Origin of the sequence: Bradyrhizobium sp. UNPF46 (assembly GCF_006658625.1) — a bacterium.
In the GTDB taxonomy this organism is placed as follows: domain Bacteria; phylum Pseudomonadota; class Alphaproteobacteria; order Rhizobiales; family Xanthobacteraceae; genus Bradyrhizobium; species Bradyrhizobium nitroreducens.
Genome location: NZ_LFJB01000097.1, coordinates 16,838 through 39,193, shown reverse-complemented (window position 1 = coordinate 39,193; position 22,356 = coordinate 16,838). Strand labels below are relative to the sequence as shown.

Genomic DNA, 22,356 nt, shown 5'->3' with positions numbered 1-22,356 from the left:
ACGCATCCCCAGCCTCCGAGATCCAATGCAAATCAGTGAATCACGAAACTCCGACAAAAACGATAGTTTTTCAGCAGACTGCTAGTTGGACTTGGCGTTCTCTTTGGCGTTCTCCGCCGTCGGCGAGTCTGGCGGTGTGGGGCGCTTGCCGGTGCCGGTGATGCGCTCGATCGCGGAGCGCACGGCGTCGCCCGCCTTGCGGTCCTTCAGCATGTCGAGCAGGGGCGCGGAGGCCGGCGAGCGGCGGATCAGGCTCTCCGGATCGGGGAAGATCAGCGGATCGTCCCAGGGGCCCTGCACCACGAAGGGCAGCTCGAAGCCGGACGCGCTGTTGAGGCTCGCGACGCCCTTCATGTCGTATTCGCGCGTCGGCACCGACGCCGTGCCGGTCATCGTGATCTTGGCCGCGGGCCCCTCGACGCGGATGTCCTCGGCGGTCGCCACGCCGTCGGAGAATTTCACCGCGATGGTGAGGTTGTCGTAGGGGGTCGAGCCGTTGCGGAAATTGCCGCCGCCCGACAGCGGCCGCCGCTCCAGCCGTTTCAGGAGCTGCTCGGCATTGAAGCCCGAAATCGCGCCGTTGTGTCCCGTCACGGTGGCGCTGCCGTCGAGCGACTGCACGAGGCCGAACGGGCTCGAGCCGGAGGCGAACAGCGACACGTTGATGTTGCCGCGGCCGGACAGTTTGCTGAGGCCGAACAGCTCGGTGGCGCAGGCCTGGAGGTCGACGTCGGTGAACTGGAACTGCGCCTTGATGTCGGCGACCGTGTCGGAGCGCGCGATGCCGAACGAGCCCTTGGCGATCCCGCCATAGACCTGCGCCTCGCCGACCGACAGCGCCAGCGTGCCGTTGCGCAAATTGGCGCCGATCGCGGTGCGGCCGAGCTTGGTCGGCCCGACCGTCAGCTTGGCCGCCGACAGGCGCATGTCGAGGTCGGTGGTCGACAGTCCGTTGAGGTCGAACAGCTGCCTGTTCCAGTCGCGTGCCCCGCTCGCGAGCAGGCGGAAGGTGGAAATATAAGGCGTGAAGTCGAGCGCGTCGGCGGCGAGCGTCGCCTGCAGCGTCTGCCGGCCGTTATTGGCGTAGGTCATGACGCCCTCGGCAGCGTTGCCGTCGAGCTCGACATTGACGTTGGTGAGCGCGATCGAGGCGCCGACGACGTTGGCGCGTGCCTTCAGCGCGAAGCGGCCGAAGCCGCCGCTGGCGGGCTGCGGCTGCCCGGTCCAGCGCAGCGCGTTGCGCAAGGAGGGGCTGTCGATCGTCAGCGTCCCCTCCATCATCGGGCTGGTGCGGTTGGCGACGCTGCCGTCGAAGGCGAGCTTGAGCGGCGCGCTGGCGATCCGCGCCTTCAGCCCCGAGCGCTCGCCGGAGAGGGCGGCGACGAAATCGGAAAAGCTGATCGTGCCGTCGACGCGCTCGCCGCGCCAGTCGAACTGTCCGGTCGCGGCGAAGGAGCGCGAGATCGAGGGCCAGGCCAGCGACAGGTCGATGTCCTCGAGCTTCTCGGTGGCGTGGGTGGCGGCGTCCTCGTAATCGAGCACGCCGTCCTGAATCCGGATCTCGGAGAACGAGACCTGGTTCTCGGCCCCGGGCTTCATGGTGCGCGCGATGGTCTGGATGAAGGGGGTCCAGTTGCTCTCGCCGTCCGGCTGCAGGCTGACATGGATGCGCGGCCGCAGCAGCGTCAGGTCGGCGATCTCGAACCGTTGCAGCAAGAGCGGCAGCAGCCGCAGATTGGCGGTGAGCACGTCGACATGGAGCGCGGAATCGCTGGTGCCGCCGCCCTTGAGACCGACGTCGTGGAACGAGATGTAGCTCGCCGGCAGTACCGAGATATCGATGCTGCCTGCGACACTCAGCTCGAGCCCGGTGACGTCGCGGATCTGCGCTTCGACCGCCTTACGCAGCGCGTCGCGGTTGATGAGCCAGGAGGTCGCGATCAGGGCGATCAGCGCAACGCCGAGCAGCGCCGCGATCAGCGTCCCGAGGCGCTTCATTCCTTGGGCCATGGTCAATGGCATGTCCTGATCGGGTTGGTCGTTGGAGCCGGACGGGCGGGAGGGGAAACCTGCGTGCCCGCGCCCGAGCCCCGTTATGTTAAGTGCCGCAACTTGATGGGTTTTCTTGTCGCTTTCAAGGCCGCAGACGGTTCTGCCCACGGCGTGGGCAGCTTCTATCACCCGAACGCCGCGCGGAGAACCCCGTATCATTGACGGCTTTGGAGGATTTCGCCTAATAATCGCCGCCAATAGGGCGCGACGCCTCCAAGCCGAAGGTTTCCTGTATGAACAAGGTCTATCCCGACGCCAAGTCGGCTCTGTCAGGCATTCTCAAAGACAACATGATGATCATGTCGGGAGGCTTTGGCCTCTGCGGCATCGCCGAGGAGCTGTCGGATGCGATCCGCGAGTCCGGCGTCAAGGGGCTGACGGTTGTCTCCAACAATGCCGGCGTCGACGGCATCGGGCTCAGCCGCCTCCTGGAAACCCGCCAGATCAAGAAGATGATCTCGTCCTATGTGGGCGAGAACAAGCTGTTCGCGCAGCAATTCCTCGCCGGCGAGCTGGAACTCGAATTCAATCCGCAAGGCACGCTGGCCGAGCGCATCCGCGCCGGCGGCGCCGGCATCCCGGCCTTCTACACCAAGACCGGCGTCGGCACGCTGATCGCCGAAGGCAAGGAAGTGAAGGAATTCGACGGCGAGAAGTACCTGATGGAGCGCGGTCTGTTCGCCGACCTCGCCATCGTGCATGCCTGGAAGGGCGACACCGCCGGCAACCTCATCTATCGCAAGACGGCGCGCAACTTTAACCCGATGATGGCGACCGCCGCCAAGATCACGGTGGCCGAGGTCGAGCATCTGGTTCCGGCCGGTGAACTCAACCCCGATCACATCCACACGCCCGGCATCTTCGTGAAGCGCATCGTCGAGGTCGGCACGGCCAAGAAGCGCATCGAATTCCGCAACACCCGCCCGCGCCCCACCAGCGCACCTGCGGCCGGAACAGGAGTTGAAATCTGATGGCCTGGACCCGTGAACAGATGGCCGCGCGCGCCGCAAAGGAATTGCGCGACGGCTACTACGTCAATCTCGGCATCGGCATCCCGACGCTGGTCTCGAACTACATCCCCGACGGCGTCGACGTCAGCCTGCAGAGCGAGAACGGCATGCTCGGCATGGGCCCGTTCCCCTATGAGGGCGAGGAAGACGCCGACCTCATCAACGCCGGCAAGCAGACCGTGAGCGAGCTGCCCTCGACCTCGTATTTCTCCAGCGCGGATTCCTTCGGCATGATCCGTGGCGGTCACATGGACCTGTCGATCCTCGGCGCCATGCAGGTGGCCCAGAACGGCGATCTCGCCAACTGGATGATCCCCGGCAAGATGGTCAAGGGCATGGGCGGCGCGATGGACCTCGTCGCCGGCGTCAAGCGCGTCGTCGTGGTGATGGAGCATTCCGCCAAGGACGGCTCGAAGCTCCTGAAGAAGTGCAACCTGCCGCTGACCGGCGAGCGCGTGGTCGACATGGTCGTCACCGATCTGGCGGTCTTCACCATCGACAAGCACGGCGACGGCGGCATGGCCCTGATCGAGCTCGCCGACGGCGTCACGCTCGACGAGGTCAAGGCCAAGACCGAAGCCGAATTCCGCGTGGCGCTGAAGAACACCTGAGGTCTTCGAGAACGGGGCGCGCATGACGATAAGGTCCGCGCGTCCCGAAGATGCCGAATTCATCGCACAAACCATCCAGTCATCGCAGCGCGGCTACCGCTCGCGCGGCTGGTTCGACGTCGCGCTCGGCTGGCCCGATGCGCAGTGCCGTGCGTTCATCGCGCGCATCGCAGTCGCGCAGGCCATGTCGATGTGGCACGTCTCGCAATTCCTGGTCGCCGAGGTCGACGGCAAGCCGGCCGCGGCGCTATGCGCGCTGCCCGGAGCCGGTACGGGGCCTGCGGCCTGGCGTGCGATCGAGGAAGTCGCGGCTGCGACCGGCCTCGCCGCGTCGGAGCTGGAGGCCATCCGCCGCCGCGGCGGCTACACGCGGGCCTGTTGGGTTCAGGGCGGCGAAGGCGACTGGATGATCGAGCATGTTGCGACCGATCCCGTTCATCGCGGCCGCGGCCTGGTGCAGGCGCTGATCGCGCACGCGCTGGAGAAGGGGCGGGCGGCCGGATTTAACCGGGCGACGATTTCGTTCCTGATCGGCAACGAGCCCGCCGAGCGCGCCTACGCGAAGGCGGGTTTTGTCCTTGCCGAGGAAAAGCGCGATCCCGCGTTCGAGGCGATCATCGGCGCGCCCGGCTTTCGCATGTTTGCGCGCAAGATGGGATGCTCCGCGAATGGTGACAGTTGAGCGCAGGCGCGCGCTCCGGTCGCGTCATTGCGAGGAGCTCGCGACAAAATTGCGTAGCAATTTTGCGCTGATGCGACGAAGCAATCCAGGCCGTCTCCGCCGAAAGATTCTGGATTGCTTCGCTACGCTCGCAATGACGGAGTATGAGGCGCGGCCGCCGCTTTGCGATTTCGCGGGTCGGATCCGCCTACGTCCTTGCCGCCCACACCTTGCTCCATCGCGCCGACACGCTCGCGACCCACGACGTCTCCTCGCGCACCAGGCGGAAGCCGAGATTGGCTGGCGGCACGCCCTGGGCGCAGCCGCCGGCGCGGGCGTCGCGGATGAAATCGGTGACATAGGCGCGATGCGCGCCCTCGGCGACACGCACGCCGCAATTCACGGTCGGGCGGCCCGCGTTGCCGGCCTCGTCGACGCGCGAGCGCACGAAGCAGGTCGAGGTCCACTCCCAGACGTTGCCGGCGAGATCTTGAACGCCATGCTCGTTCGGGCCGAACTTGCCGAACGGATAGGCCGTGGTGTCGGAAAGGTCGCGTTCGGATTCGCGTTCATAGCGGCTGATCCAGCGCTTTGAAGGATCGTTCGCATCGACCGCCACGCCGTCATCCTTGAATCGGGAGCCGGCTGCAAAGGCCCATTCCGCATCGCTCGGCAGGCGATAATGGCGGCCGGTCTTGCGCGACAGCCAGCCCGCATAAGCCTCGGCGTCGTGCCAGTTGACCTGCACTGCAGGGCGATCGGGCGCGACCGCCACGTCGCGGTCGAGCGCGCGGCAGGCGCCGTCCTGTACGCAAAGCTGATAGTCGGATGACGAGACCTGATTGCGCATGATGTGCAGCGGCCGGTCGACGCGCATCGCGCGCAGCGGCGCTTCCGCCTGCTGCCCGGCGCGCGTGAAATCGCCGGCCTCGCGATAGGACATGCTGCCCGGCGCGACCCTGACGATCGCAGGCTCCGCGGCTGTGCCGCGGACCGCCATGGTCGAGACCACCGGCGCCACCGCGATCGGAGCTGCGAGCCCGGCGGCGCAGGCGAGTGCCAGTTTGAGCTTGAATGCGATCAGCATGGTCGTTCCTCGAAGGAGGAAGGGGCCGGTGATGACCGGCCCCTTGTCGCGTTTAGTTGGTCTTGGCAGCCGGTATTTCGGCGGGCGCCTTCACCTGGGTCATCAGATCGTCGTTCCACTTGCCTTCGACCTTGAAGTGCGCGGTGGCGCCGAGGTCGGCGGCCTCGATCAGATTATGCGTGACGTAGGCGTAGATGCCGGGCTGCTGGAACTTGTACAGCGCAGCTCCCGCCGAGCCGCCGCGGATGAACCAGGTCTCGAGTCCGACCTCGGGTGCGTTGCCAAACTTGCCGGTTTCCCAGACATAGTCGCCATGGCCGCCGATCAGGTGCGGGCGGCTGTCGCGATTGGCCTGCGAATGCACGATCAGCACGTTCTCTCCCACATTGGCGGTGAGCGCGTTCTTGCCGGTGAGCGCGCCGACCTTGCCGTTGAACACGACGTGGGTGGGGATCAGCTTCTTCATCACCTCTTCGGTGTCGGTGAAGGCTTCGCCCGGCGAGTCGTAGGACTTGAAGTTGCCCTTCTCGTCGCGCGGCACATACATGTCCTGCTCGCCGATGTAGTACACCTTGTCGTACTTCAGCGCATGGCCCTTGCCGTCGTTCAGTCCGTCGCGCGGCAGCACCATCACGGCGCCGTTCATGCCGGAGACGACGTGCCAGGGAATCATCGGGCCGCCCGGGGCGCAGTGATAGACGAACACGCCGGTCTTGGTCGCCTTCCAGCGCAGCACGACCTGCTCGCCGGGATTGATCAGCGTCAGCGCGCCGCCGCCGAGCGCACCGGTCGCGGAATGGAAGTCGATGTTGTGCGGCATGGTGTTGGTCGCGGGATTGACCAGCGTCGTTTCGACGTAGTCGCCTTCATGTACGACCATCAGCGGGCCCGGCATCGAGCCGTTGAAGGTCATCGCCTGGAAGGTGGTGCCCTTCTCGTCGATGACGACCTTCTTCTCCTCGATCGTGAGCTTGAACTCGATGATCTTCGGGCCCTGCTTGGTCGCCTGCTCGTGCGCATGCACGAAGGGCGGAGCGACCAGCTCGACCTTCTGGCGCGGCAGTTTGAGATCGTCGGCAGCGATGGCGGGGGTCGCCAGCATCAGAGCGGTCGCTGCGGCGCCGATCAATGCGACTCTGCGGGTGAACATCGTAGGCATCCTTCATCTGGAAAGGTCTTTGATGACGGATGCACTGTGCGCCGATCGTGGCCAGAATGTTTGCGCTGCGACAAGTTTTCGCCGGATTCGGCTCCGCGACAGTACTTAGGTGTCTTAACGGAGCAGGATCGGTGACACGACGTTGACCGCGTCGACCGGCGTGATGCGGATGTCGAGACCGAGCGACCAGCGGCCGGACAACGGTGCCGACATTCTGACTCGCCACTGATCGTTGCCGACGCGTTCGGCGTTTGCGGTGATCGGCGCCACGCCATGCTCGGGGTTGCCGAGCGTGACTGCAACCGCATCTGCACTCAGGGGCAGTTCGTTCGCATCTTCGAGCTGGATTGCGATCTCGACCGGACCGGCGCGGCCCGGCGAGACCGTGACGTTGGCCATGGCCTTCTCGGCATGGAGATGCGTGAAGAAGCTCTCGTCCGCGTCGGACGTTGCTGCGACTGAAGCCGCCGCAGCCTGCTCCGCGCGATGCGCGGGCTCCGCTGCTGCGGTGCTCTCCGTCCTTGCGGGCGCCTGCGCGCCGATCGCCTGCACGTCCAGCGTCACATTCACCTCGCCGGCATGCTCGAACGACAGCTTCACCGGCATCTGGTCGCCGGCGTGGAGCGGGATATCGAGGCCGATGAACATCAGATGCCCGCCGCCGGGCGCGAGGGTGATGATTTGCCCGGGTGCGATGACCAGCCCCTTGTCGAGCGCGCGCATGGTCATGACACCGTCGTTGACGGCCATTTCGTGGATCTCGGTTCGAAGCGCATGGGCGGTCGATGCGGCTTGCAGACGCTCCGCCGAATGGCCCCGGTTCTCGATCGTCAGATAGCCGCCGGCGACCTTGGCTCCGCCGGGCGTCGCTCGGCTCCAGGCCCCGGTGATGACGAGATCGCCGCTGGTCGTGTCGGCTGCGTGGGCGGGCGATCCGACAAGGCATGTCAGGATGACCGCGCCGGCGAACGCGCGCTTGAATGAGATCATGATCGGAGCCTTGTGGAAGACGTGACTAGAACAGATGCGTGGCAAGCCAGACCACCGCCCAGATCGCCAGCGACAGCACGGCGAGGACAGCGATGACGGCGGCCAGAGCACGGGCGGTGCCGGCCGGGGCCGGTGCGACCGGGGCCGGCCGAAAATCGTCGAAACGCGGGATATGGCCGCGAATGTCGAGCAAGGAAAGTATCAGTTCGAGTGCAAGAAGCCTCATGGGCAAACGCTCCGGATGCCGTGCGAATTGCTCCAATCATGGCCTGGAGCCGGCCGTTGCGCTTTGCGCGAGCGCAATGTCCGCAAGCCCCCGGCCGACTTTGAGCGAGCGCAAGGTCGCCCCCTCGGATCCGGGTTAGTGGAGTACATTCCGTGATTTGCCGTGATGTCTCTACACGGCCGAAATTTACGAATGGGTAAGACATGAGAGCTGACCTCGCGGCGAGCTACGGCGAAGAGCGATTGCCACGCTACACGAGCTATCCGACCGCACCGCATTTCTCGAAGGCGATCGGTCCGGACACCTATGCCCGGTGGTTGGCGGAGCTGCCGGCGGGCGCCAGCGCCTCGCTCTATCTCCACGTCCCGTTCTGCCGCGAGATGTGCTGGTATTGCGGCTGTCATACCCAGATCGTCCGCCGCGACGAGCTCATCGCCGGTTATCAGCGGACGCTGCGCAACGAGATCTCCCAGATTGCCGATACCATCGGCCGCCGCATCAAGGTGGAGCACATCCATTTCGGCGGCGGTACGCCGACGATCATGCAGCCGGAGGCCTTTGCCGATTTGATGGCGACGATGCGGCAGAAGTTCTTCGTGCTGCCCTCGGCCGAGATCGCGGTCGAGATCGATCCCCGCACGTTGACCGCCGACATGGTCGAGGCGATGCGGCTCTCGGGCGTCAACCGCGCCAGCCTCGGCGTGCAAAGCTTCGATCCCGTGGTGCAGCGCGCCATCAATCGCGTGCAAAGTTTTGAACAGACGGCGTCCGTGGTCGACATGCTCCGGCGCGCCGGCATTACGGGGGTGAATTTCGACCTGATCTACGGGCTGCCGCACCAGACCGTCGCATCGTGCCTGGACACGGTTCGGCGCAGCCTCACGCTCGCGCCCGACCGCTTCTCCGTGTTCGGCTACGCCCATGTGCCCGATTTCAAGAAGCACCAGCGCATGATCAACGAGGGCGTGCTGCCCGATGGCCTTGCGCGCCACGACCAGGCCTGCGCGATCGCCAATGCGCTGAAGGAAGCCGGCTACGTGCAGATCGGGCTCGATCATTTCGCCCGGCCCGACGATTCCATGGCGGTGGCCTTCGAGGAGGGGACGCTGCGGCGCAATTTTCAGGGCTACACCACCGACAAGAGTGAAGTCCTGCTCGGCTTCGGTGCGAGCGCGATCGGGCATCTGCCGCAGGGCTACGTCCAGAACGAGGTGCAGATCGGCGCCTATGCGCAGAGCATCGCCGCGGGCCGTCCGGCCACCGCGAAGGGCTACGGGCTCACCGACGACGACCGGTTGCGCGCCGACATCATCGAACGCATCATGTGCGAGTTCAGTGCCGACCTCGGCGACATCTGCGCGCGCCATGGCGCAGAAGCCGGGGCGATGTTGAGCTCGGCGGCGCGTCTGAAGCCGCTGATCTCCGACGGCGTCGTGAAGCTGGAGGGCAATCGCCTCGCGGTCGCAAAAGACTCCCGCTTCCTGGTTCGCAGCGTCGCCGCCGCGTTCGACGCGCATCTCAATCCGGCAAAGCAGCTGCACAGCCGGGCTGTGTAGAGCCACGCTCTCTCTGTCATTCCGGGGCGCCCGAAGGGCGAACCGGGAATCCATCGTGCGACTGTCTCTGCACGTCCAATGGATTTCCGGGCTCGCGCCAAGAGGCGCGCCCCGGAATGACGAAGGGAGAAACTGGTAGCAGCTTGCGCTTCGACAAGGAGACTCCGGCCCGTTCCGCTAATTTCGTGGGGGAACGGAGTTGTCCATGTCCTTTGCATCCGACGATCTGGTCGATGACATCATGCGTACGGCGCCGCACACGATCCGCGTGTTTCTGGCCTTCAAGCTGGCTTGTGTCGGTTGCCCGATCGCAACCTTCCACACGGTGGATGATGCCTGCCGCGAGCATGGCATCGACCGCGAAAAATTCCTCGCCGCGCTGGTCGGTTGCGTGCCGGCGTGAACGGTCTGGAATTCGCGCGGGCGCGCGCGGATTCTCGGGTGAGGGGACGGCTTTCGCCGTAAGCGGAAGCGCCCCCGCCCTTATCTCGGGCGCAGGCGCCTTGGTGCGGCGGTCATACCGCTCCGCTGTCGGCGCTCCGCTCCGCCAACACGACGATCCCATGCGGGTTACGCAGGATGATGCGTTGACGGCCGCTTTCGACGAGGCCTTGGCTCTCCCAGCCGCTGAGGATGCGGCTGACAGTGTGCAGTGTGGTTCCGGTCATCTGCGCGATGTCCTGGCGGCTGATCGGGAAGTCGATCTCGATGCCTTGGTCGAGCTTCTTGCCGGACTGTTTGGCGAGGCGCAGCAGCGCATGCGCGACGCGCTGCTCGACCTGCTGGGTCGACATTTCCAGGATGCGGGTGTGGCTCTCCTGCAAGCGCGTGCCGACGGTCTGGAGTGTGTTGGCGGCCAGAGAAGGAAATCGCTCGACCAGCCGCGGCCACGCCGAGGTCGGCCAGATCAGCACCACGCTGTCATCGACTGCGATCGCGGTCGCCGGATACCGGGCGGCGCCGATCGCCATGGCGAGCCCGAACGTCTCGCCGGGCGCGACATAGCGCACCACGATCTGCTCGCCGGTCGGCGTGGTCTTGGCCGCGCGGACATGGCCGTGCAGCAGCAGGAAGAAGGATTGCGCGTCCGCGCCCTGCTCGAAGATGGCGCTGTTCTTGGGATAGCGCGCCGAACGGGCCTCACGCAGGATTTCGTCCAGAGCTTCCGGTGTGACCCCGGCAAACAGCGGCAGATGCGCAACCAGCGATGTGTCGACCTTGGCCATTCTGTCTCCTTGGCGCTTGGGAGTGTGATGGCACCTGCAATCGTCTCGCAGTTTGCGATAGCGCAAAACGGGACGGCCGGGTGGCAGTATTTTTCCACAAACGACGGTCTGAACTTATTGGAGTTAACCCATGGCTGGCATCCGATCTCGCAATTATGAGGGCTGGCCGCTGTTTGCGAACAGTTTTCGGCCGTTTTTCCTGCTCGCTGCGATCCAGGCGGGGCTGTCGATCCTGGCCTGGCTGCCGATATTCTATGGCGAATTGTCCGTGAGTTCCGCATTCGCGCCGCGCGATTGGCACGTCCACGAGATGCTCTACGGCTTCCTGCCGGCTGTCATCACCGGGTTTCTGTTCACGGCCATCCCGAACTGGACTGGCCGGCTGCCGATCCAGGGCACCTCGCTGATGGCGCTGGTGATGGTCTGGCTTGCCGGGCGTGCCGCCGTGACGTTGTCGGCCGATACCGGCTGGGCGTTCGCGCTTCTCGTCGATGCCGCCTTCCTGGCGCTGGTCGTCGCCGCCGCGGCGCGCGAGATCATCGCAGGCGGCAACTGGCGCAACCTGCCCGTGGTCGGGCTGGTGTCCGTTCTGCTCGCCGGCAACGTCGCGTTTCATCTCGAGGCGCACTATCACGGCGGGGCCGATGTCAGCATCCGTGTCGGCATCGGCGTGGTCGTGCTGCTGATCTCGCTGATCGGCGGCCGCATCATCCCGAGCTTCACCCGCAACTGGCTGGTCAAGTTCAATCCCGGCCGTCTGCCGGTGCCGTTCGCACGCTTCGACGGCGCCGTGATCGGATGCAGCGCGCTCGCGCTCATCGCCTGGGTCGTGGCACCGCTGAATGCCGTCACCGGCGTCCTGATGGCGCTGGTCGGCGGGCTGCATCTGGTGCGGCTTGCGCGCTGGGCCGGCGACCGCACCTTTCGCGAGCGGCTGCTGGTGATCCTGCATGTCGGTTACGTCTTCGTGCCGTTCGGCTTCATCCTGCACGCGTTTGCAGTTTTCGGAGCGCTGCCGCCGAGCGCCGGCATCCACGCCTGGATGACGGGTGCGGCTGGAACCATGACGCTCGCGGTGATGACCCGCGCCAGCCTCGGCCATACCGGGCAGGCGTTGACGGCTGCGCCGGCGATCCAGGCCATCTATGCCGCGGTCATCATCGCGGCTCTGACGCGCGTCGCTGCCGTGGCGTTTCCCGCGCAGAGCGATGTGTTGCTGCACATCGCCGCCTGCGGCTGGCTCGTCGCGTTCCTCGGATTTGCCGTCGCATTCGGCCCGCTGCTCGCCGGCAGCCGGCGGCGCGCCCTCGCCACGATGGGCGTGCCGGCTCCCGCGCGCTGAAGTCAGGCTGCGGTCGCCGACGGCGCTTCGGCCGGCGGTGAGGAAGGCCGCACGCCCTTGCGCCAATCGCTGACGGTGCAGCCGAAGCGGCCGCGGAACCAGCGCGCCATGGCGCTCTGCGCGGAGAAGCCGAGCTGCACCGCGATGTCAGCCAGCGGCCGGTCGGGGTCGTCGATCAACTGGATCACGAGATCGGCGCGTTGCGCATCCAGGATGGCCGAGAAGCTGGTGCCGGCTTCGGCCAGATGCCGGTGGATGGTGCGGCGGGTGCAGGCAAGATGCTCGGCGACGCGCTCGACCGTGCAGTCGCCGCCGGCGAGCAGGCGGCGCACGACCTCGTCGACCTTCCCTTCCCAACTTGCCGGCCGGGTCTCGATCGCCTCGATCCGCTTGCGCAGATAGCTCGCGATCAGCGGATGCGCGCTCGGAATCCGGCGCTCCATGTCGTGTGTCGACAGCAGGATCGAATCGTCCTCCGCATTGAAGGTCACGCGGCAACCGAAGAAGTCGCGGTAGCGCTGGCGATCGCGCGGCGGCGGATAATGCAGATGGACTTCCTGCGGGCGCCAATCGCTGCCGAACAGCGATCGAATGATACGGTGGACGCTGCCGAGCGCCATGTCGATCGACTGCCGCGGCGCGCTCGGATGCCGGCCGCGCAGATGCAGCGTGACGGTCACGGTCTGCTTGCCGCGGGTGACGTCCAGCCGCATGCCGTCATGATGGATATGGATGAAGCGCGAGAACGCCTCGATCGCTTCGCCGATTGTCGCCTGTTCGCGCACGATCAGGCCAACCGCGCCGAAATTGGTCAGGCCGCCGCGCTCGGCAAGACGCAGGCCGAAATCTTCGGCACCGGACGCCTCTGCCGACAATTCGAGCAGGCGGCGCAGGCCGGTGACGGCGATGGGGGTGTCCGGCTTGTCGAGACAGGCCAGCGGCAACCTGACCTTGCGCATCATCTGCTTGGGGTCGAGCCCCACCGACCGGGCGACCTCCGGGTAATAGCTCAAGCCTGCGCTGCGAATGAGGTCGGTCATGCGAACCGTTCCTGCCAGCCATTCCCGCAGATGTCCCGAAATGTAAAGTTTCTGTCCCGATCCGTCAAATCCGGGAACACGGCGGAACATACATAAGGAAAACCGAAGCACCGGCGCGAATGCCGTGCTCACGACGGCGGGGCGCGATGGGGCCCCCGGCCGTCTCATATCATTTGACCAAGACATTGCTGGATCGGGATTATGCCGGGAAACACGCTTTCCAAGGGTGAGGTATTCGTCATTGAGACTGACGCGGCCTCCCGCGAACAACTTTCCGCCGCGCTCCAACAGAGCGCCTATGATGTGATCTGCTTCGCCGACAGTGCCTCGCTCCTCTCGGAAGCGAAGGCGCGGATGCCGGCCTGCGTGCTGCTGGAGATGCCGCCGGATCGTTCCGCCCTCGACGTGCTCAAGCGGTTGCGTGAGGAAAACTGCATGGCGCCGGTGCTGGTGACCTCGGCGAATGGCAGCATCGCCATGGCGGTCGACGCCATCAAGAGCGGCGCGGCCGATTTCATCGAAAAGCCGTTCCGTACTCATGACGTCGTCGGCCGGATCGATGCCGCCATCGATGAATCCGCGCAGCCAAGCGCGAGCCGGCAGGGCTGGTTGCCCGGTTGTGAGCCGCTGACAGCACGCGAGGGCGACGTGCTCGAGCATCTTGCCGCCGGCCTCACCAACAAGGAGATCGCCCGGCGCATGCATCTGAGCGCACGGACGGTCGAGGGCTACCGCGCGAGCGTCCTGAAGAAGGCCGGCGCTCGCAACGTGACCGATCTGCTTCGCCGCATCTTTGATCAGGGCTCGCCGACCCAGGCGTGAGGCCTGCCGCGGGACCGCCACGCGTTCCGCGGCCTTGGTGCCGCCGCGGCGACGCCCCACGGAAACCCCAATCGAACCGGTTCCTTCCCTGCCGCGTCCAACCATGTTGGCGAGGCATTTGATCGCGCGCGTCCGGCTGGCGGCGCGGCGATACCGGCAGGAGGGACTTTCATGCGCATCACCGCAAGATGTTTGGCAACCACGAGCCTGGTTCTGGTGACCACGGCATTCGCGGTGCCGTCATGGGCGGCCGAATTGGACGCCCATTCGGCGATCGACACCGTCACCGTCTATCCCGACGGCGCCACCGTGACCCGCGTCATCGCGCTGGACCTTGCCGCGGGTGACTCGACGCTGGTCGCCAAGGATTTTCCGCTCACGCTCGATCCGTCCTCCCTCCGCGTCGAAGGCGAAGCGGGCGCCAAGCTCACCATCGGCACCATCGATGCCCGCCCGCCGCGGGCGGCGCCACCCGTCAACCTGCCCGAGTTCGACAAGCGTATCGAAGCGCTGAGAGATCAGCGCGCCGATCTGCAAGGTGCGATCGATTCCGCCAATGCCCGGCGCAGCTTCGCCCAGCACTTCGCCGAAGCCTCTCCCGCCGGGCTCGGCGACAAGGGTGAGGCACGGCCGATCACCGAATGGCGCGCGGCCTTTGCGGCGGTCGCCGAGGAGATCGCGACGGCCGACACGGCGATCCGCGATGCCACGCGAAAGCAGCGCGAGCTCGACCGCCAGATCGCGCAGCTCGAGGCCGAACGCTCGGCCAAGCCGCCGAGCAAGCTGGAGGTGCGGATCGACGTCGCCTCGGCGGCCGCGACCAAGGCGACGCTGCGCGTGACCTATGCCGTGCGCAACGCCCGCTGGGTCCCGCTCTACGACGCCCGGCTCGATACCGGCGCCAAGGACCGCAAGCCTCAGCTGGAGCTGGTCCGCCGTGCCGAGATCACGCAATCGACCGGCGAGGACTGGTCGAACGTCGCGCTCGGCGTCTCCACCGTGCGTATCGGCCGCGGCGGCAGCGCGCCGGAGCTGGGTTCGCTGGTGGCGCAATATCCGCAGGTGCCGAAGCCGCTGGCCCTCGGCACGGCCTCGGATCTGGCGCGGCCCGCACCCATGACACGACAGGCGCAATCGCCGGCCATGGCCAAGATGGCGGAAGCGGCCGAGTCGCGCGAACGTGCCGACGAGCAGCAGGCGGTGGCCGAGATCGGCGGCTTCCAGGCAACGTTCAAGATCCCCGGCCGCGTCAGCCTCGGCGCTCAGGAGGGCGCCAAGAGCATGCGCATCGCGGCCATGACCGTGCCGGCCGATCTCGCGGTGCGCGCCGCGCCGGTGCTGGACCCGACCGCCTTCCTCGAAGCCAGCTTCAAGCAGACCGACGACACGACGTTGCTGCCGGGCAAGGTTGCGATCTACCGCGACGGCGTCTTCGTCGGCCGCGGCAAGATTTCGGCGTCGGCCAAGGACGACACTGTGCGGCTCGGCTTCGGCGCCGACGACAAGATCAAGATCGAGCGCGCCGTGCTCAAGCGCAACGAAGGCTCGGCCGGCCTGCTCGTGACGACGTCGAAGACCGACGAGCGTTCGTTCAAGACCACGATCCGTAATGGCCACGACTTCCCGATCAAGGTCGCGATCGAGGATCAGCTGCCGGTCAGCGAGAACGAGGACATCGTCGTCGAGATGCTGCCTGCGACCACGCCGCCGACCGCGAGCAACATCCGCGACAAGCGCGGCGTGCTGGAATGGTCGTTCGACGCCAAGCCCGGCGAGGTCAAGGACATCAGCTTCGCCTGGCGCATTCGCTGGCCGAAGGACAAGAGCATGGTGATCGTGCCGGCGGGGTAGGGCGCCCGCCACGCGCAAGGTGCGCCCCTCCCCCGCAAGCGAGGGAGGGGCGCACCGCCATTGCAGAAGCAGTGTCCGCTAAATTCCAGTCTCAATCGCCCGCATCGACTGCGGCAGCACGTAAGGCACGCCGTCATCGGCCTGATGGACCATCGCGTCGATCTCGAAAATGTCGCGGATGGTCTCGCGCGTGACGATGTCCGCGCGCGGGCCGTCGGCGGTGAGCTTGCCGCCCGCCAGCACGACCAACCGGTCGGCAAAGCGGATGGCGAGATTGAGGTCGTGCAGGATCGCGATCACGGCCGTGCCGCCAGCCGCACGGCGGCGCGCGGCTTCGACCAGGTCGATCTGGTGGCGCAGATCGAGGCTCGAGGTCGGCTCGTCCAGCAGCAGAAGCCCCGGGCCATGCTCGGCTTCGCCGCAGGCGAGCTGCACCAGCACGCGGGCGAAATGGGCGCGCTGTTGCTCGCCGCCGGACAGCGTCGGCAACTGCCGTTCGCGAAAATGCGCAAGGCCGACCTCTTCCAGGGCCGCGTCGACGAGCACGCCTGTTTCATGCGCGCCGCGCTCGCCCGCGCCCATCTGCACGATCTCCTCGACGGTGAAGGGGAAGCTGACGCTGACGTGCTGGGACAGCATCGCGCGGTGAGCGGCAAGCTCGCGCGGCGAGAAGCTGGCGATGTCCCGCTGCTTCAGGTGCACCTTGCCTGTGTTCGGCCGCAGATCGCCGGAGAGCAGCCGCAGCAACGTCGATTTGCCGGCGCCGTTCGGGCCGATGACGGCAACCATCTCGCCGGCCGCAACCGTCAGGCTGACGTTATCGAGCAGCGTCGCGCGTCCGGCGCGTTTGCTTAAGGATCGCGCCTCGATCACGATGCTCATAGCGAGGCGAGCCCGCGCTGCCGCAGCAGGATGAAGAGGAAGACCGGCGCACCGACCGCCGCGGTCAGGATGCCGATCGGCATTTCCGCAGGCGCCACGATGGTGCGCGCCAGCGTATCGGCGCCGACCATCAGGATCGCGCCTGATAGCACCGAGGCCGGCAACAGCAGCCGATGCGCAGGTCCAATGACGAGGCGGAGCAGATGCGGCACCACGATGCCGACGAAGCCGATGACGCCGCTGATCGACACCGCGACGCCGGTCATGGCGGAGACCATGACGATCGAGATCCGCTTGAGACGCTCGACATCGACGCCGCCGTGGAAGGCGTCGGCCTCCCCGAGCACCAGGAGATCGAGACCGCGTGCGATGAAGGTGCAGGCGACGAGCCCGATGAGGAGAACCGGGGCGAGCACGGCGGCCTTGGTCCTGGTCACGCCGCTCATCGAGCCCAGCATCCAGAATGTGATGTCGCGGAGCTGGCGATCGTCGGCCACGAAGACCAGAAGCCCGATGCCGGCATTGGCGATGGCGGTGATGGCGACGCCGGCGAGCAGGAAGACTGCGATCGAGGTGCGTCCCGATCGGCTGGAGATGCCGTAGAGGATCGCGGTCGTTGCCAGCGACCCGGCGAATGCCGCGAGCGGCAGGAGCTCGGTCTGCAGGAAGCGAAGCGTCTCGCCGAAGCGTGAATCGGTGAACACGATCGTGCTCGCGGCCGCCAGCGCGCCTCCGCTGGAGACGCCGACCAGCGCGGGATCGGCGAGCGGGTTGCGAAACAGTCCCTGCATGATCGCGCCGGCCGCAGCGAGCAGGCCGCCGACCATCGCGGCTGCCGCGATCCGGGGGACGCGGATCGACCACAGCACGAGCTGGTCGCGGGCCGTCATGGCCGTGCTTTCGCCCGTCAGCCCGAGCGCGGCAGGCAGGCGCGAGAGGGGGATGCCGGCGGCGCCGAGGGTCAGCGCGACGATCGCGGTGACCGCCAGCACTGCAATCAGGAGAAGGATGATGAGCGATGCGGACTGTCGTCTGGTGCTGGCGCGTCGATCCGGGCTGCGCGCCTCAGTCCCGATCGCCACGCTCATTGCCGGCAATTCGCCGCCGGCAGCGCCGACGCGAATCCATCGCCGGGCTCGGCCAATGCCGGATAGAGCCGTGCCGAGAGATCGCGCGCGGCCGACGCCGCCCGGGGGCCGAAGCCAAGCAGATAGAGCCCGTCCATGGTGATGAAGCTTTTGTTCGCCGCGACCGGCGTCAGCGCAAAGCCGGGATGGGCATAGATCGCCTCGGCCGGAAGCGAATCCTTGCCGCGTTCGATCGACAGTGCGACGTCGGGCTTTGCCGCCGCGATCGCTTCGTCACCGATGATCTTGTAGCCGTCGAAATCGTCGATGGCGTTGGTGGCGCCAGCGAGCCGAATGATCTCCTCGGCCGCCGTCTTGCGGCCGGCCACCAGTGCTCGCCCGTTCTGCAGCGACATCACGAACATCACCCGCACCGGCTTGGTCACCCTCGCGCGCAGGGCGCCGAGCTGCGCCAGATCGGCGCCGACCGCGGCGCTCAGGCACGCGGCGCGCGCGTCGACACCCATGGCGTGGCCGACCAGTTTTATCTTCTCGATCAGACCGGCCTCGGTGAAGGTGTCGGGCACCAGCACCAGCGGCACTTTCGCCGTTTCCAGGATGTCCATGGTCTCGCGCGGCCCCGAGCCCTGGATCGCCAGGATCAGGGTCGGATTGAGGCCCAGCACGCCTTCGGCCGAGATCTGGCGCATGTAGCCGACATTGGGTTTGTCCTGCAGCGCCGACGCGGGATAAAGGCTGGTGGTGTCGACGCCGACCAGCCGGCTCTCGAGCCCGAGCGCATAGAGGATCTCGGTGATGGCGCCGCCGATCGAGACCGTGCGCGCGGTATCGGCCACGATGATCTCGCGGTTGCGCGCGTCATGCACGGTGATGCCGGCGGCGTGCGCGGCGGATGCGAGCGCGATTGCGCTGGAGAGCAGGACACTGGCGAGGATGCGACAAAATGTCATTGCGGATTACTTCGTCAGGATCAGCTTGTTCTGCGAGGTCAGGCGAAGCCGGTAGCTGTCCTCGCCATGCGCGATGATGATCTCGCGTTCGACCGAAAACAGCTCGCGGCTGTCGATCCGGCCGCCACGCATGGTGAGGGTTCTCGTTGTCGCGGAAGGGCTTCCTGCCGTCCCTGTGGCGTCGCCGTCGTTGTCTGCGGACGTTGCTGACATGTGAGGTGTGATGCGCTTTCGAAATCCTGGAGTGCTGCTTGTTTGTACAAGCGGCACGAAGCGCATTCCAACGGCTGGAATTTACAATCGATATAAACTGCAACCTTGTGACATTGACCGTCAGAGTGTTGCCACGTAACCAATCATGGCGGCGGGCGACTTGCCCGCCTGCCAAGACAATCAGCCAGCCAGTCGTTCGCGTTGCGAGCGCACGCCAGCCAAAGACTCCGAATTTGAAGTGAAGTGCAGGCTGGGGCTGATATGGCTGACGGGGCTAGGTATTCGCGCGCCCTGATTTTGGGCGCGTCTGTGGTTTCAATCGCGGCAATGACGACGGAGAGCAGTCTTGCGCAGACTGCATCGCCGCAAGCCGAAAATGCGTCCTCGGAACGGCCGAAGCAGGCCAGGCGCAAGCAGGCCAAGCCGATGGCGGCGCAGCAGGCGACGCCTGAAGTCATGAACGCGCGCGCACAGGCCGGTGGCGTTGCGCCCGTGCAGACGCTCGACGCGATTACGGTTGCTGCGACGAAGATCGAGGAGCGTGCAATCGACTCGCTCGCTCCGGTCAGCACGGTGACGCTCGACAAGATCCAGGGGCTCCAGCCGAACCGGCTGTCGGATATCTTCTATGCGGTGCCCGGTGTGTCATTCCAGGAGCGCGGCGACGATCCCGCGACGGTCATCAACATTCGCGGCTTGCAGGAGTTCGGTCGCGTCGCCGTCGTCGTGGATGGGGCGCGGCAGAACTACCAGCGCACCGGCCACAATGCGAGCGGCTCCTTCTTCCTTGACCCTGAATTGATCGGCGGTGTCGACGTCGTGCGCGGCCCGACCGCCAACATCTACGGCTCCGGTGCGATCGGTGGCCTCGTCTCGTTCCGCACCAAGGACATCGAGGACGTGCTGCGCCCCGGCGAGCGCTGGGGCGTCGATCTCTCGGGCTCCTACGGATCCAACAGCAATCGCGGCCTCGGCTCGGTATTCGGAGGCGTGCGCGCCACGCCCGACGTCGATATCTTCGGTGGCGCGGTCTATCGCACGCAGGGCAACTACAAGGACGGCAACGGCACCGAGATCGGCAACACCGGCAACCAGGTCGAGAGCGGCCTGATGAAGCTCACGGTGCGTCCCGCCCTCGGTCATGAGGTCAAGTTCGGCGCCATCTTCCAGGACTATCAATACGATATCGGCCAGTTCAACAGGGGGCCGGTCGCGACGGCGGCGCAGCGCGCGCTCTACCAGGGCTCGTCGGTCTATGCCTCCGACGCCAAGAACTACACCGGCACGATCACCTGGAATTATTCGTTGCCGAGTGACAATCTGTTCGACTGGCACATGTCGGTCTACGGCAACCGTGTCGATAACGACCAGACCAAGACCTATCACTATTCGACGTCGGGCGCGGCCCTGTGCGGCACCGGCAATTTCGGCAACAACATCTCGGGCTGCGTCGGCGACAAGCGCGGCTATGTCCTGAACACCTACGGTATCGACGCCAACAACACCACGCGCTTCAACGTCGGCGACTGGCGCAATGCCCTCACAGTCGGCTTCGATGCGTTCCAGGACGACGTGATCACGACCGACAGCCGCGGCAACTCCAACATCACCACGCCGAGCGGCATCCGCACCGTATCGGGCGGGTTCCTGCAGTTGAAGCAGAACTACAGCACCTGGTTCGAGGCGGTGAGCGCGATCCGCTACGACCGCTACGATCTGGAATCGGGCAAGACAAACGGCAGCGGCGACCGCTTCTCGCCGAAGATCACCCTCGGCGTGACGCCGGTTGCCGGCTTCCAGCCCTATGTCAGCTACGCCGAAGGCTATCGCGCTCCGTCGATCACGGAGACCGTGATCTCCGGCGCGCATGCGACGGGCGGCGGACCGGCCTTCTTCCCGTGTCCCGACGGCACCGTCGGCCTGTTCTGCTTCCTGCCCAATCCGAATCTTCGCCCCGAAGTCGGCAAGAACAAGGAAGTCGGCATCAACCTGAAATACGACAACATCTTCAGTGCCAACGACTCCTTCCGCGGCAAGATCAACCTGTTCCGCAACGACGTTTCCGACTACATCGACCTCGTCGCCTCGACGCCGGTCCCGACCGGGTTCGGCTCGTTCAGCCAGTTCTACCAGTACCAGAACATCGCGCAGGCCCGCATCCAGGGCTTCGAGGCGGAGACGATGTATGACGCCGGCGACTGGTTCATCGGCGTCGCCGGCCACTACATCCAGGGCAAGAACGCCGTCACCAATGTCGGACTTGCGACCATCACCCCGCGCAAGGTGGTCACGACAGGTGGTGTCCGCCTGCTCGATCGCACCCTGATCCTGTCGGCACAGTGGGCCTCGTACGGCGCCAACAACGATGTGCCGGCGGGCTATCTGCCGGCGACCGGGTACGAGCTGGTCAATCTGTACATGACCTACAACGCGACCAAGGACATCGTGTTCTCGGCCTCGATCGACAATCTCCTGAACCAGTACTACCGGCCTTACGCCATTCCCGGGACATCGACCGACGGCACCACGCAGAACGACGTGCTGTGGTCGAGCCCCGGACCGGGCAGGGTCTACAAGGCCGGCATGAAGATCCACTTCGGAGGTGCGTAACGCGCATCGCAGCACCACAGACCTCCGCCGTGCCGCGCTGATGCTCCAGCGCGGCTTCGGCGCGTTCCGTTTTGATCAGAAGGAGAGACTTTGATGTTCATCGCCATGAATCGTTTCCAGGTGAAGAAGGGCGCGGAGAGCGCGTTCGAGACCGTCTGGACCACGCGCGAATCCTATCTCGGCAGCATGCCGGGCTTCGTCGAGTTTCATCTGTTGAAGGGCCCGGAGGCCGAGGACCACACGCTCTATTCGTCGCACACCAGTTGGGTCGACAAGGCGGCCTTCGAGGCCTGGACACGCTCGGAGGAATTCCGCCGCGCGCACGCCCGTGCCGACAACAGGACCGGCGAGAGCCTCTATCTCGGCCATCCCAAGTTCGAGGGTTTCGAGGTGATCCAGACCGAGCGCAAGGCGGCGGCCGCTTAGGTCGATGATGCACGAGAGGAGCCGGACATGCTGAGCACCGATCTCGCCGATCTCAAGGCGTACATGGCCGACAATCCGGGCGCGGTGATCGAGGACGTCGCGCGCGAGCGCAACGTCACCCCGCGCGCGGTGATCGAGGCGCTGCCGTCATCCATGGTGCGCATCGGTGGCGGCGAGCACTTTGCCGCCGCCATGCAGGACATTGCGGCGTGGGGCGAGGTCACGCTGATCGTGCACACGGACGATGCGATCTTCGAGTTCACCGGCGCCGTGCCTGCGGGCGAGGTCGGCCGGGGCTATTTCAACCTGATGCAGCCGAAGGGTCTGCACGGCCATCTTCGCCACGAACGCTGCGCAGGCCTCGCCTTCGTCGAGCGCCCCTTCATGGGCAAGAGCTCCGCCTTCGTCGCGTTCGTGAACGCCGACGGCGGCATCATGTTCAAGGTGTTCGTCGGCCGAGACGAGACAAGGGCACTGCGGGCGGATCAGCTGCTGCGGTTCCGGCAGCTCGCGGACCGGGTCGGGGCTGCGGCCTAGTTCGCTTCAACCTGTCG

22 protein-coding genes are annotated in these 22,356 nt (G+C 65.9%); 11 read left to right on the top strand and 11 right to left on the bottom strand.

Features of this window, described 5'->3' with window-relative positions; genetic code table 11:
• Nucleotides 1-81 precede the first annotated feature (81 nt).
• A complete protein-coding gene (locus UNPF46_RS32985) occupies nucleotides 82-2,010 on the bottom strand; it encodes an AsmA family protein (RefSeq protein WP_181770230.1) in 1,929 nt (642 codons plus the stop codon).
• Between the two features lie 275 nt (nucleotides 2,011-2,285).
• Between UNPF46_RS32985 and UNPF46_RS32980 the strand changes: the two genes are divergently transcribed.
• The 3 genes from UNPF46_RS32980 to UNPF46_RS32970 are packed head-to-tail and all read left to right on the top strand — an operon-like array spanning nucleotide 2,286 to nucleotide 4,355.
• The gene (locus UNPF46_RS32980; RefSeq protein WP_097660101.1) at nucleotides 2,286-3,023 is read left to right on the top strand and encodes a CoA transferase subunit A; all 738 of its coding nucleotides are present in this window, start codon (nucleotides 2,286-2,288) and stop codon (nucleotides 3,021-3,023) included.
• Nucleotides 3,023-3,673: a CoA transferase subunit B gene (locus UNPF46_RS32975; protein ID WP_100176475.1), complete on the top strand. Its 651-nt coding sequence runs from the start codon at nucleotides 3,023-3,025 to the stop codon at nucleotides 3,671-3,673. Before UNPF46_RS32980 ends, UNPF46_RS32975 begins: the two co-directional genes overlap by 1 nt.
• Nucleotides 3,674-3,695: 22 nt before the next feature.
• Nucleotides 3,696-4,355: a GNAT family N-acetyltransferase gene (locus UNPF46_RS32970; protein WP_100176474.1), complete on the top strand. Its 660-nt coding sequence runs from the start codon at nucleotides 3,696-3,698 to the stop codon at nucleotides 4,353-4,355.
• A gap of 187 nt (nucleotides 4,356-4,542) precedes the next feature.
• Here the strand turns inward: UNPF46_RS32970 and UNPF46_RS32965 are convergent, their stop codons facing one another.
• The 4 genes from UNPF46_RS32965 to UNPF46_RS32950 form a co-directional block, all read right to left on the bottom strand.
• Nucleotides 4,543-5,421 carry a formylglycine-generating enzyme family protein gene (locus UNPF46_RS32965; RefSeq protein ID WP_100176473.1) on the bottom strand — a complete coding sequence of 293 codons (879 nt, stop codon included), beginning with the start codon at nucleotides 5,419-5,421 and terminating at the stop codon, nucleotides 4,543-4,545.
• Nucleotides 5,422-5,473: 52 nt separating this feature from the next.
• A complete protein-coding gene (gene nirK, locus UNPF46_RS32960; RefSeq protein WP_174718860.1) occupies nucleotides 5,474-6,571 on the bottom strand; it encodes a copper-containing nitrite reductase in 1,098 nt (365 codons plus the stop codon).
• 123 nt (nucleotides 6,572-6,694) lie between these two features.
• Complete coding sequence (locus UNPF46_RS38665; protein WP_349628188.1) at nucleotides 6,695-7,615, bottom strand: copper chaperone PCu(A)C; 921 nt, start codon at nucleotides 7,613-7,615, stop codon at nucleotides 6,695-6,697.
• Nucleotides 7,596-7,796, bottom strand: coding sequence for a hypothetical protein (locus UNPF46_RS32950; RefSeq protein ID WP_142252848.1), 201 nt, complete (start codon nucleotides 7,794-7,796; stop codon nucleotides 7,596-7,598). The genes UNPF46_RS38665 and UNPF46_RS32950 overlap by 20 nt, the downstream gene beginning before the upstream one ends.
• 203 nt (nucleotides 7,797-7,999) lie before the next feature.
• On the opposite strand from UNPF46_RS32950, the gene hemN reads away from it, so the two are divergent.
• Complete coding sequence (hemN, locus tag UNPF46_RS32945; protein WP_142252847.1) at nucleotides 8,000-9,352, top strand: oxygen-independent coproporphyrinogen III oxidase; 1,353 nt, start codon at nucleotides 8,000-8,002, stop codon at nucleotides 9,350-9,352.
• Between the two features lie 205 nt (nucleotides 9,353-9,557).
• Nucleotides 9,558-9,755: a DUF1858 domain-containing protein gene (locus tag UNPF46_RS32940; RefSeq protein ID WP_100176468.1), complete on the top strand. Its 198-nt coding sequence runs from the start codon at nucleotides 9,558-9,560 to the stop codon at nucleotides 9,753-9,755.
• Between the two features lie 112 nt (nucleotides 9,756-9,867).
• Here UNPF46_RS32940 and UNPF46_RS32935 read toward each other — a convergent pair whose 3' ends face one another.
• Entirely contained in the window at nucleotides 9,868-10,578 is a 711-nt protein-coding gene (locus UNPF46_RS32935; protein ID WP_100176467.1) for a Crp/Fnr family transcriptional regulator, read from the bottom strand.
• Nucleotides 10,579-10,708: 130 nt separating this feature from the next.
• Here UNPF46_RS32935 and UNPF46_RS32930 point away from each other — a divergent pair, with 130 nt between their 5' ends.
• On the top strand, nucleotides 10,709-11,920 hold the full coding sequence (locus UNPF46_RS32930) for an NnrS family protein (protein WP_142252846.1): 1,212 nt from the start codon (nucleotides 10,709-10,711) through the stop codon (nucleotides 11,918-11,920).
• A 2-nt stretch (nucleotides 11,921-11,922) separates the two neighbouring features.
• Here the strand turns inward: UNPF46_RS32930 and UNPF46_RS32925 are convergent, their stop codons facing one another.
• Nucleotides 11,923-12,960: an AraC family transcriptional regulator gene (locus UNPF46_RS32925; protein WP_142252851.1), complete on the bottom strand. Its 1,038-nt coding sequence runs from the start codon at nucleotides 12,958-12,960 to the stop codon at nucleotides 11,923-11,925.
• Between the two features lie 201 nt (nucleotides 12,961-13,161).
• On the opposite strand from UNPF46_RS32925, the gene UNPF46_RS32920 reads away from it, so the two are divergent.
• Together UNPF46_RS32920 and UNPF46_RS32915 are read left to right on the top strand one after the other, a co-directional pair.
• Entirely contained in the window at nucleotides 13,162-13,782 is a 621-nt protein-coding gene (locus tag UNPF46_RS32920) for a response regulator transcription factor (protein WP_100176464.1), read from the top strand.
• 171 nt (nucleotides 13,783-13,953) lie between these two features.
• On the top strand, nucleotides 13,954-15,633 hold the full coding sequence (locus UNPF46_RS32915; RefSeq protein ID WP_142252845.1) for a mucoidy inhibitor MuiA family protein: 1,680 nt from the start codon (nucleotides 13,954-13,956) through the stop codon (nucleotides 15,631-15,633).
• Between the two features lie 78 nt (nucleotides 15,634-15,711).
• On the opposite strand, the gene UNPF46_RS32910 is transcribed toward UNPF46_RS32915, so the two are convergent.
• The 4 genes from UNPF46_RS32910 to UNPF46_RS38440 are packed head-to-tail and all read right to left on the bottom strand — an operon-like array spanning nucleotide 15,712 to nucleotide 18,766.
• Entirely contained in the window at nucleotides 15,712-16,515 is an 804-nt protein-coding gene (locus tag UNPF46_RS32910) for a heme ABC transporter ATP-binding protein (protein ID WP_142252844.1), read from the bottom strand.
• On the bottom strand, nucleotides 16,512-17,603 hold the full coding sequence (locus tag UNPF46_RS32905) for a FecCD family ABC transporter permease (RefSeq protein WP_142252843.1): 1,092 nt from the start codon (nucleotides 17,601-17,603) through the stop codon (nucleotides 16,512-16,514). The genes UNPF46_RS32910 and UNPF46_RS32905 overlap by 4 nt, the downstream gene beginning before the upstream one ends.
• Nucleotides 17,600-18,553 (bottom strand): heme/hemin ABC transporter substrate-binding protein, encoded by a 954-nt coding sequence (locus UNPF46_RS32900; protein ID WP_142252842.1) that lies wholly within the window; start codon nucleotides 18,551-18,553, stop codon nucleotides 17,600-17,602. Before UNPF46_RS32900 ends, UNPF46_RS32905 begins: the two co-directional genes overlap by 4 nt.
• A 6-nt stretch (nucleotides 18,554-18,559) precedes the next feature.
• A complete protein-coding gene (locus tag UNPF46_RS38440; protein ID WP_245448219.1) occupies nucleotides 18,560-18,766 on the bottom strand; it encodes a hemin uptake protein HemP in 207 nt (68 codons plus the stop codon).
• Between the two features lie 261 nt (nucleotides 18,767-19,027).
• On the opposite strand from UNPF46_RS38440, the gene UNPF46_RS32890 reads away from it, so the two are divergent.
• The 3 genes from UNPF46_RS32890 to hutX all read left to right on the top strand — a co-directional run bounded on the left by UNPF46_RS32890 (nucleotide 19,028) and on the right by hutX (nucleotide 22,339).
• Nucleotides 19,028-21,376 carry a TonB-dependent hemoglobin/transferrin/lactoferrin family receptor gene (locus tag UNPF46_RS32890; protein WP_181770229.1) on the top strand — a complete coding sequence of 783 codons (2,349 nt, stop codon included), beginning with the start codon at nucleotides 19,028-19,030 and terminating at the stop codon, nucleotides 21,374-21,376.
• A gap of 93 nt (nucleotides 21,377-21,469) precedes the next feature.
• Nucleotides 21,470-21,802 (top strand): heme-degrading protein HmuQ, encoded by a 333-nt coding sequence (gene hmuQ / locus UNPF46_RS32885; RefSeq protein WP_142252840.1) that lies wholly within the window; start codon nucleotides 21,470-21,472, stop codon nucleotides 21,800-21,802.
• A gap of 27 nt (nucleotides 21,803-21,829) precedes the next feature.
• Complete coding sequence (gene hutX / locus UNPF46_RS32880) at nucleotides 21,830-22,339, top strand: heme utilization cystosolic carrier protein HutX (protein WP_142252839.1); 510 nt, start codon at nucleotides 21,830-21,832, stop codon at nucleotides 22,337-22,339.
• Nucleotides 22,340-22,356: the final 17 nt, after the last annotated feature.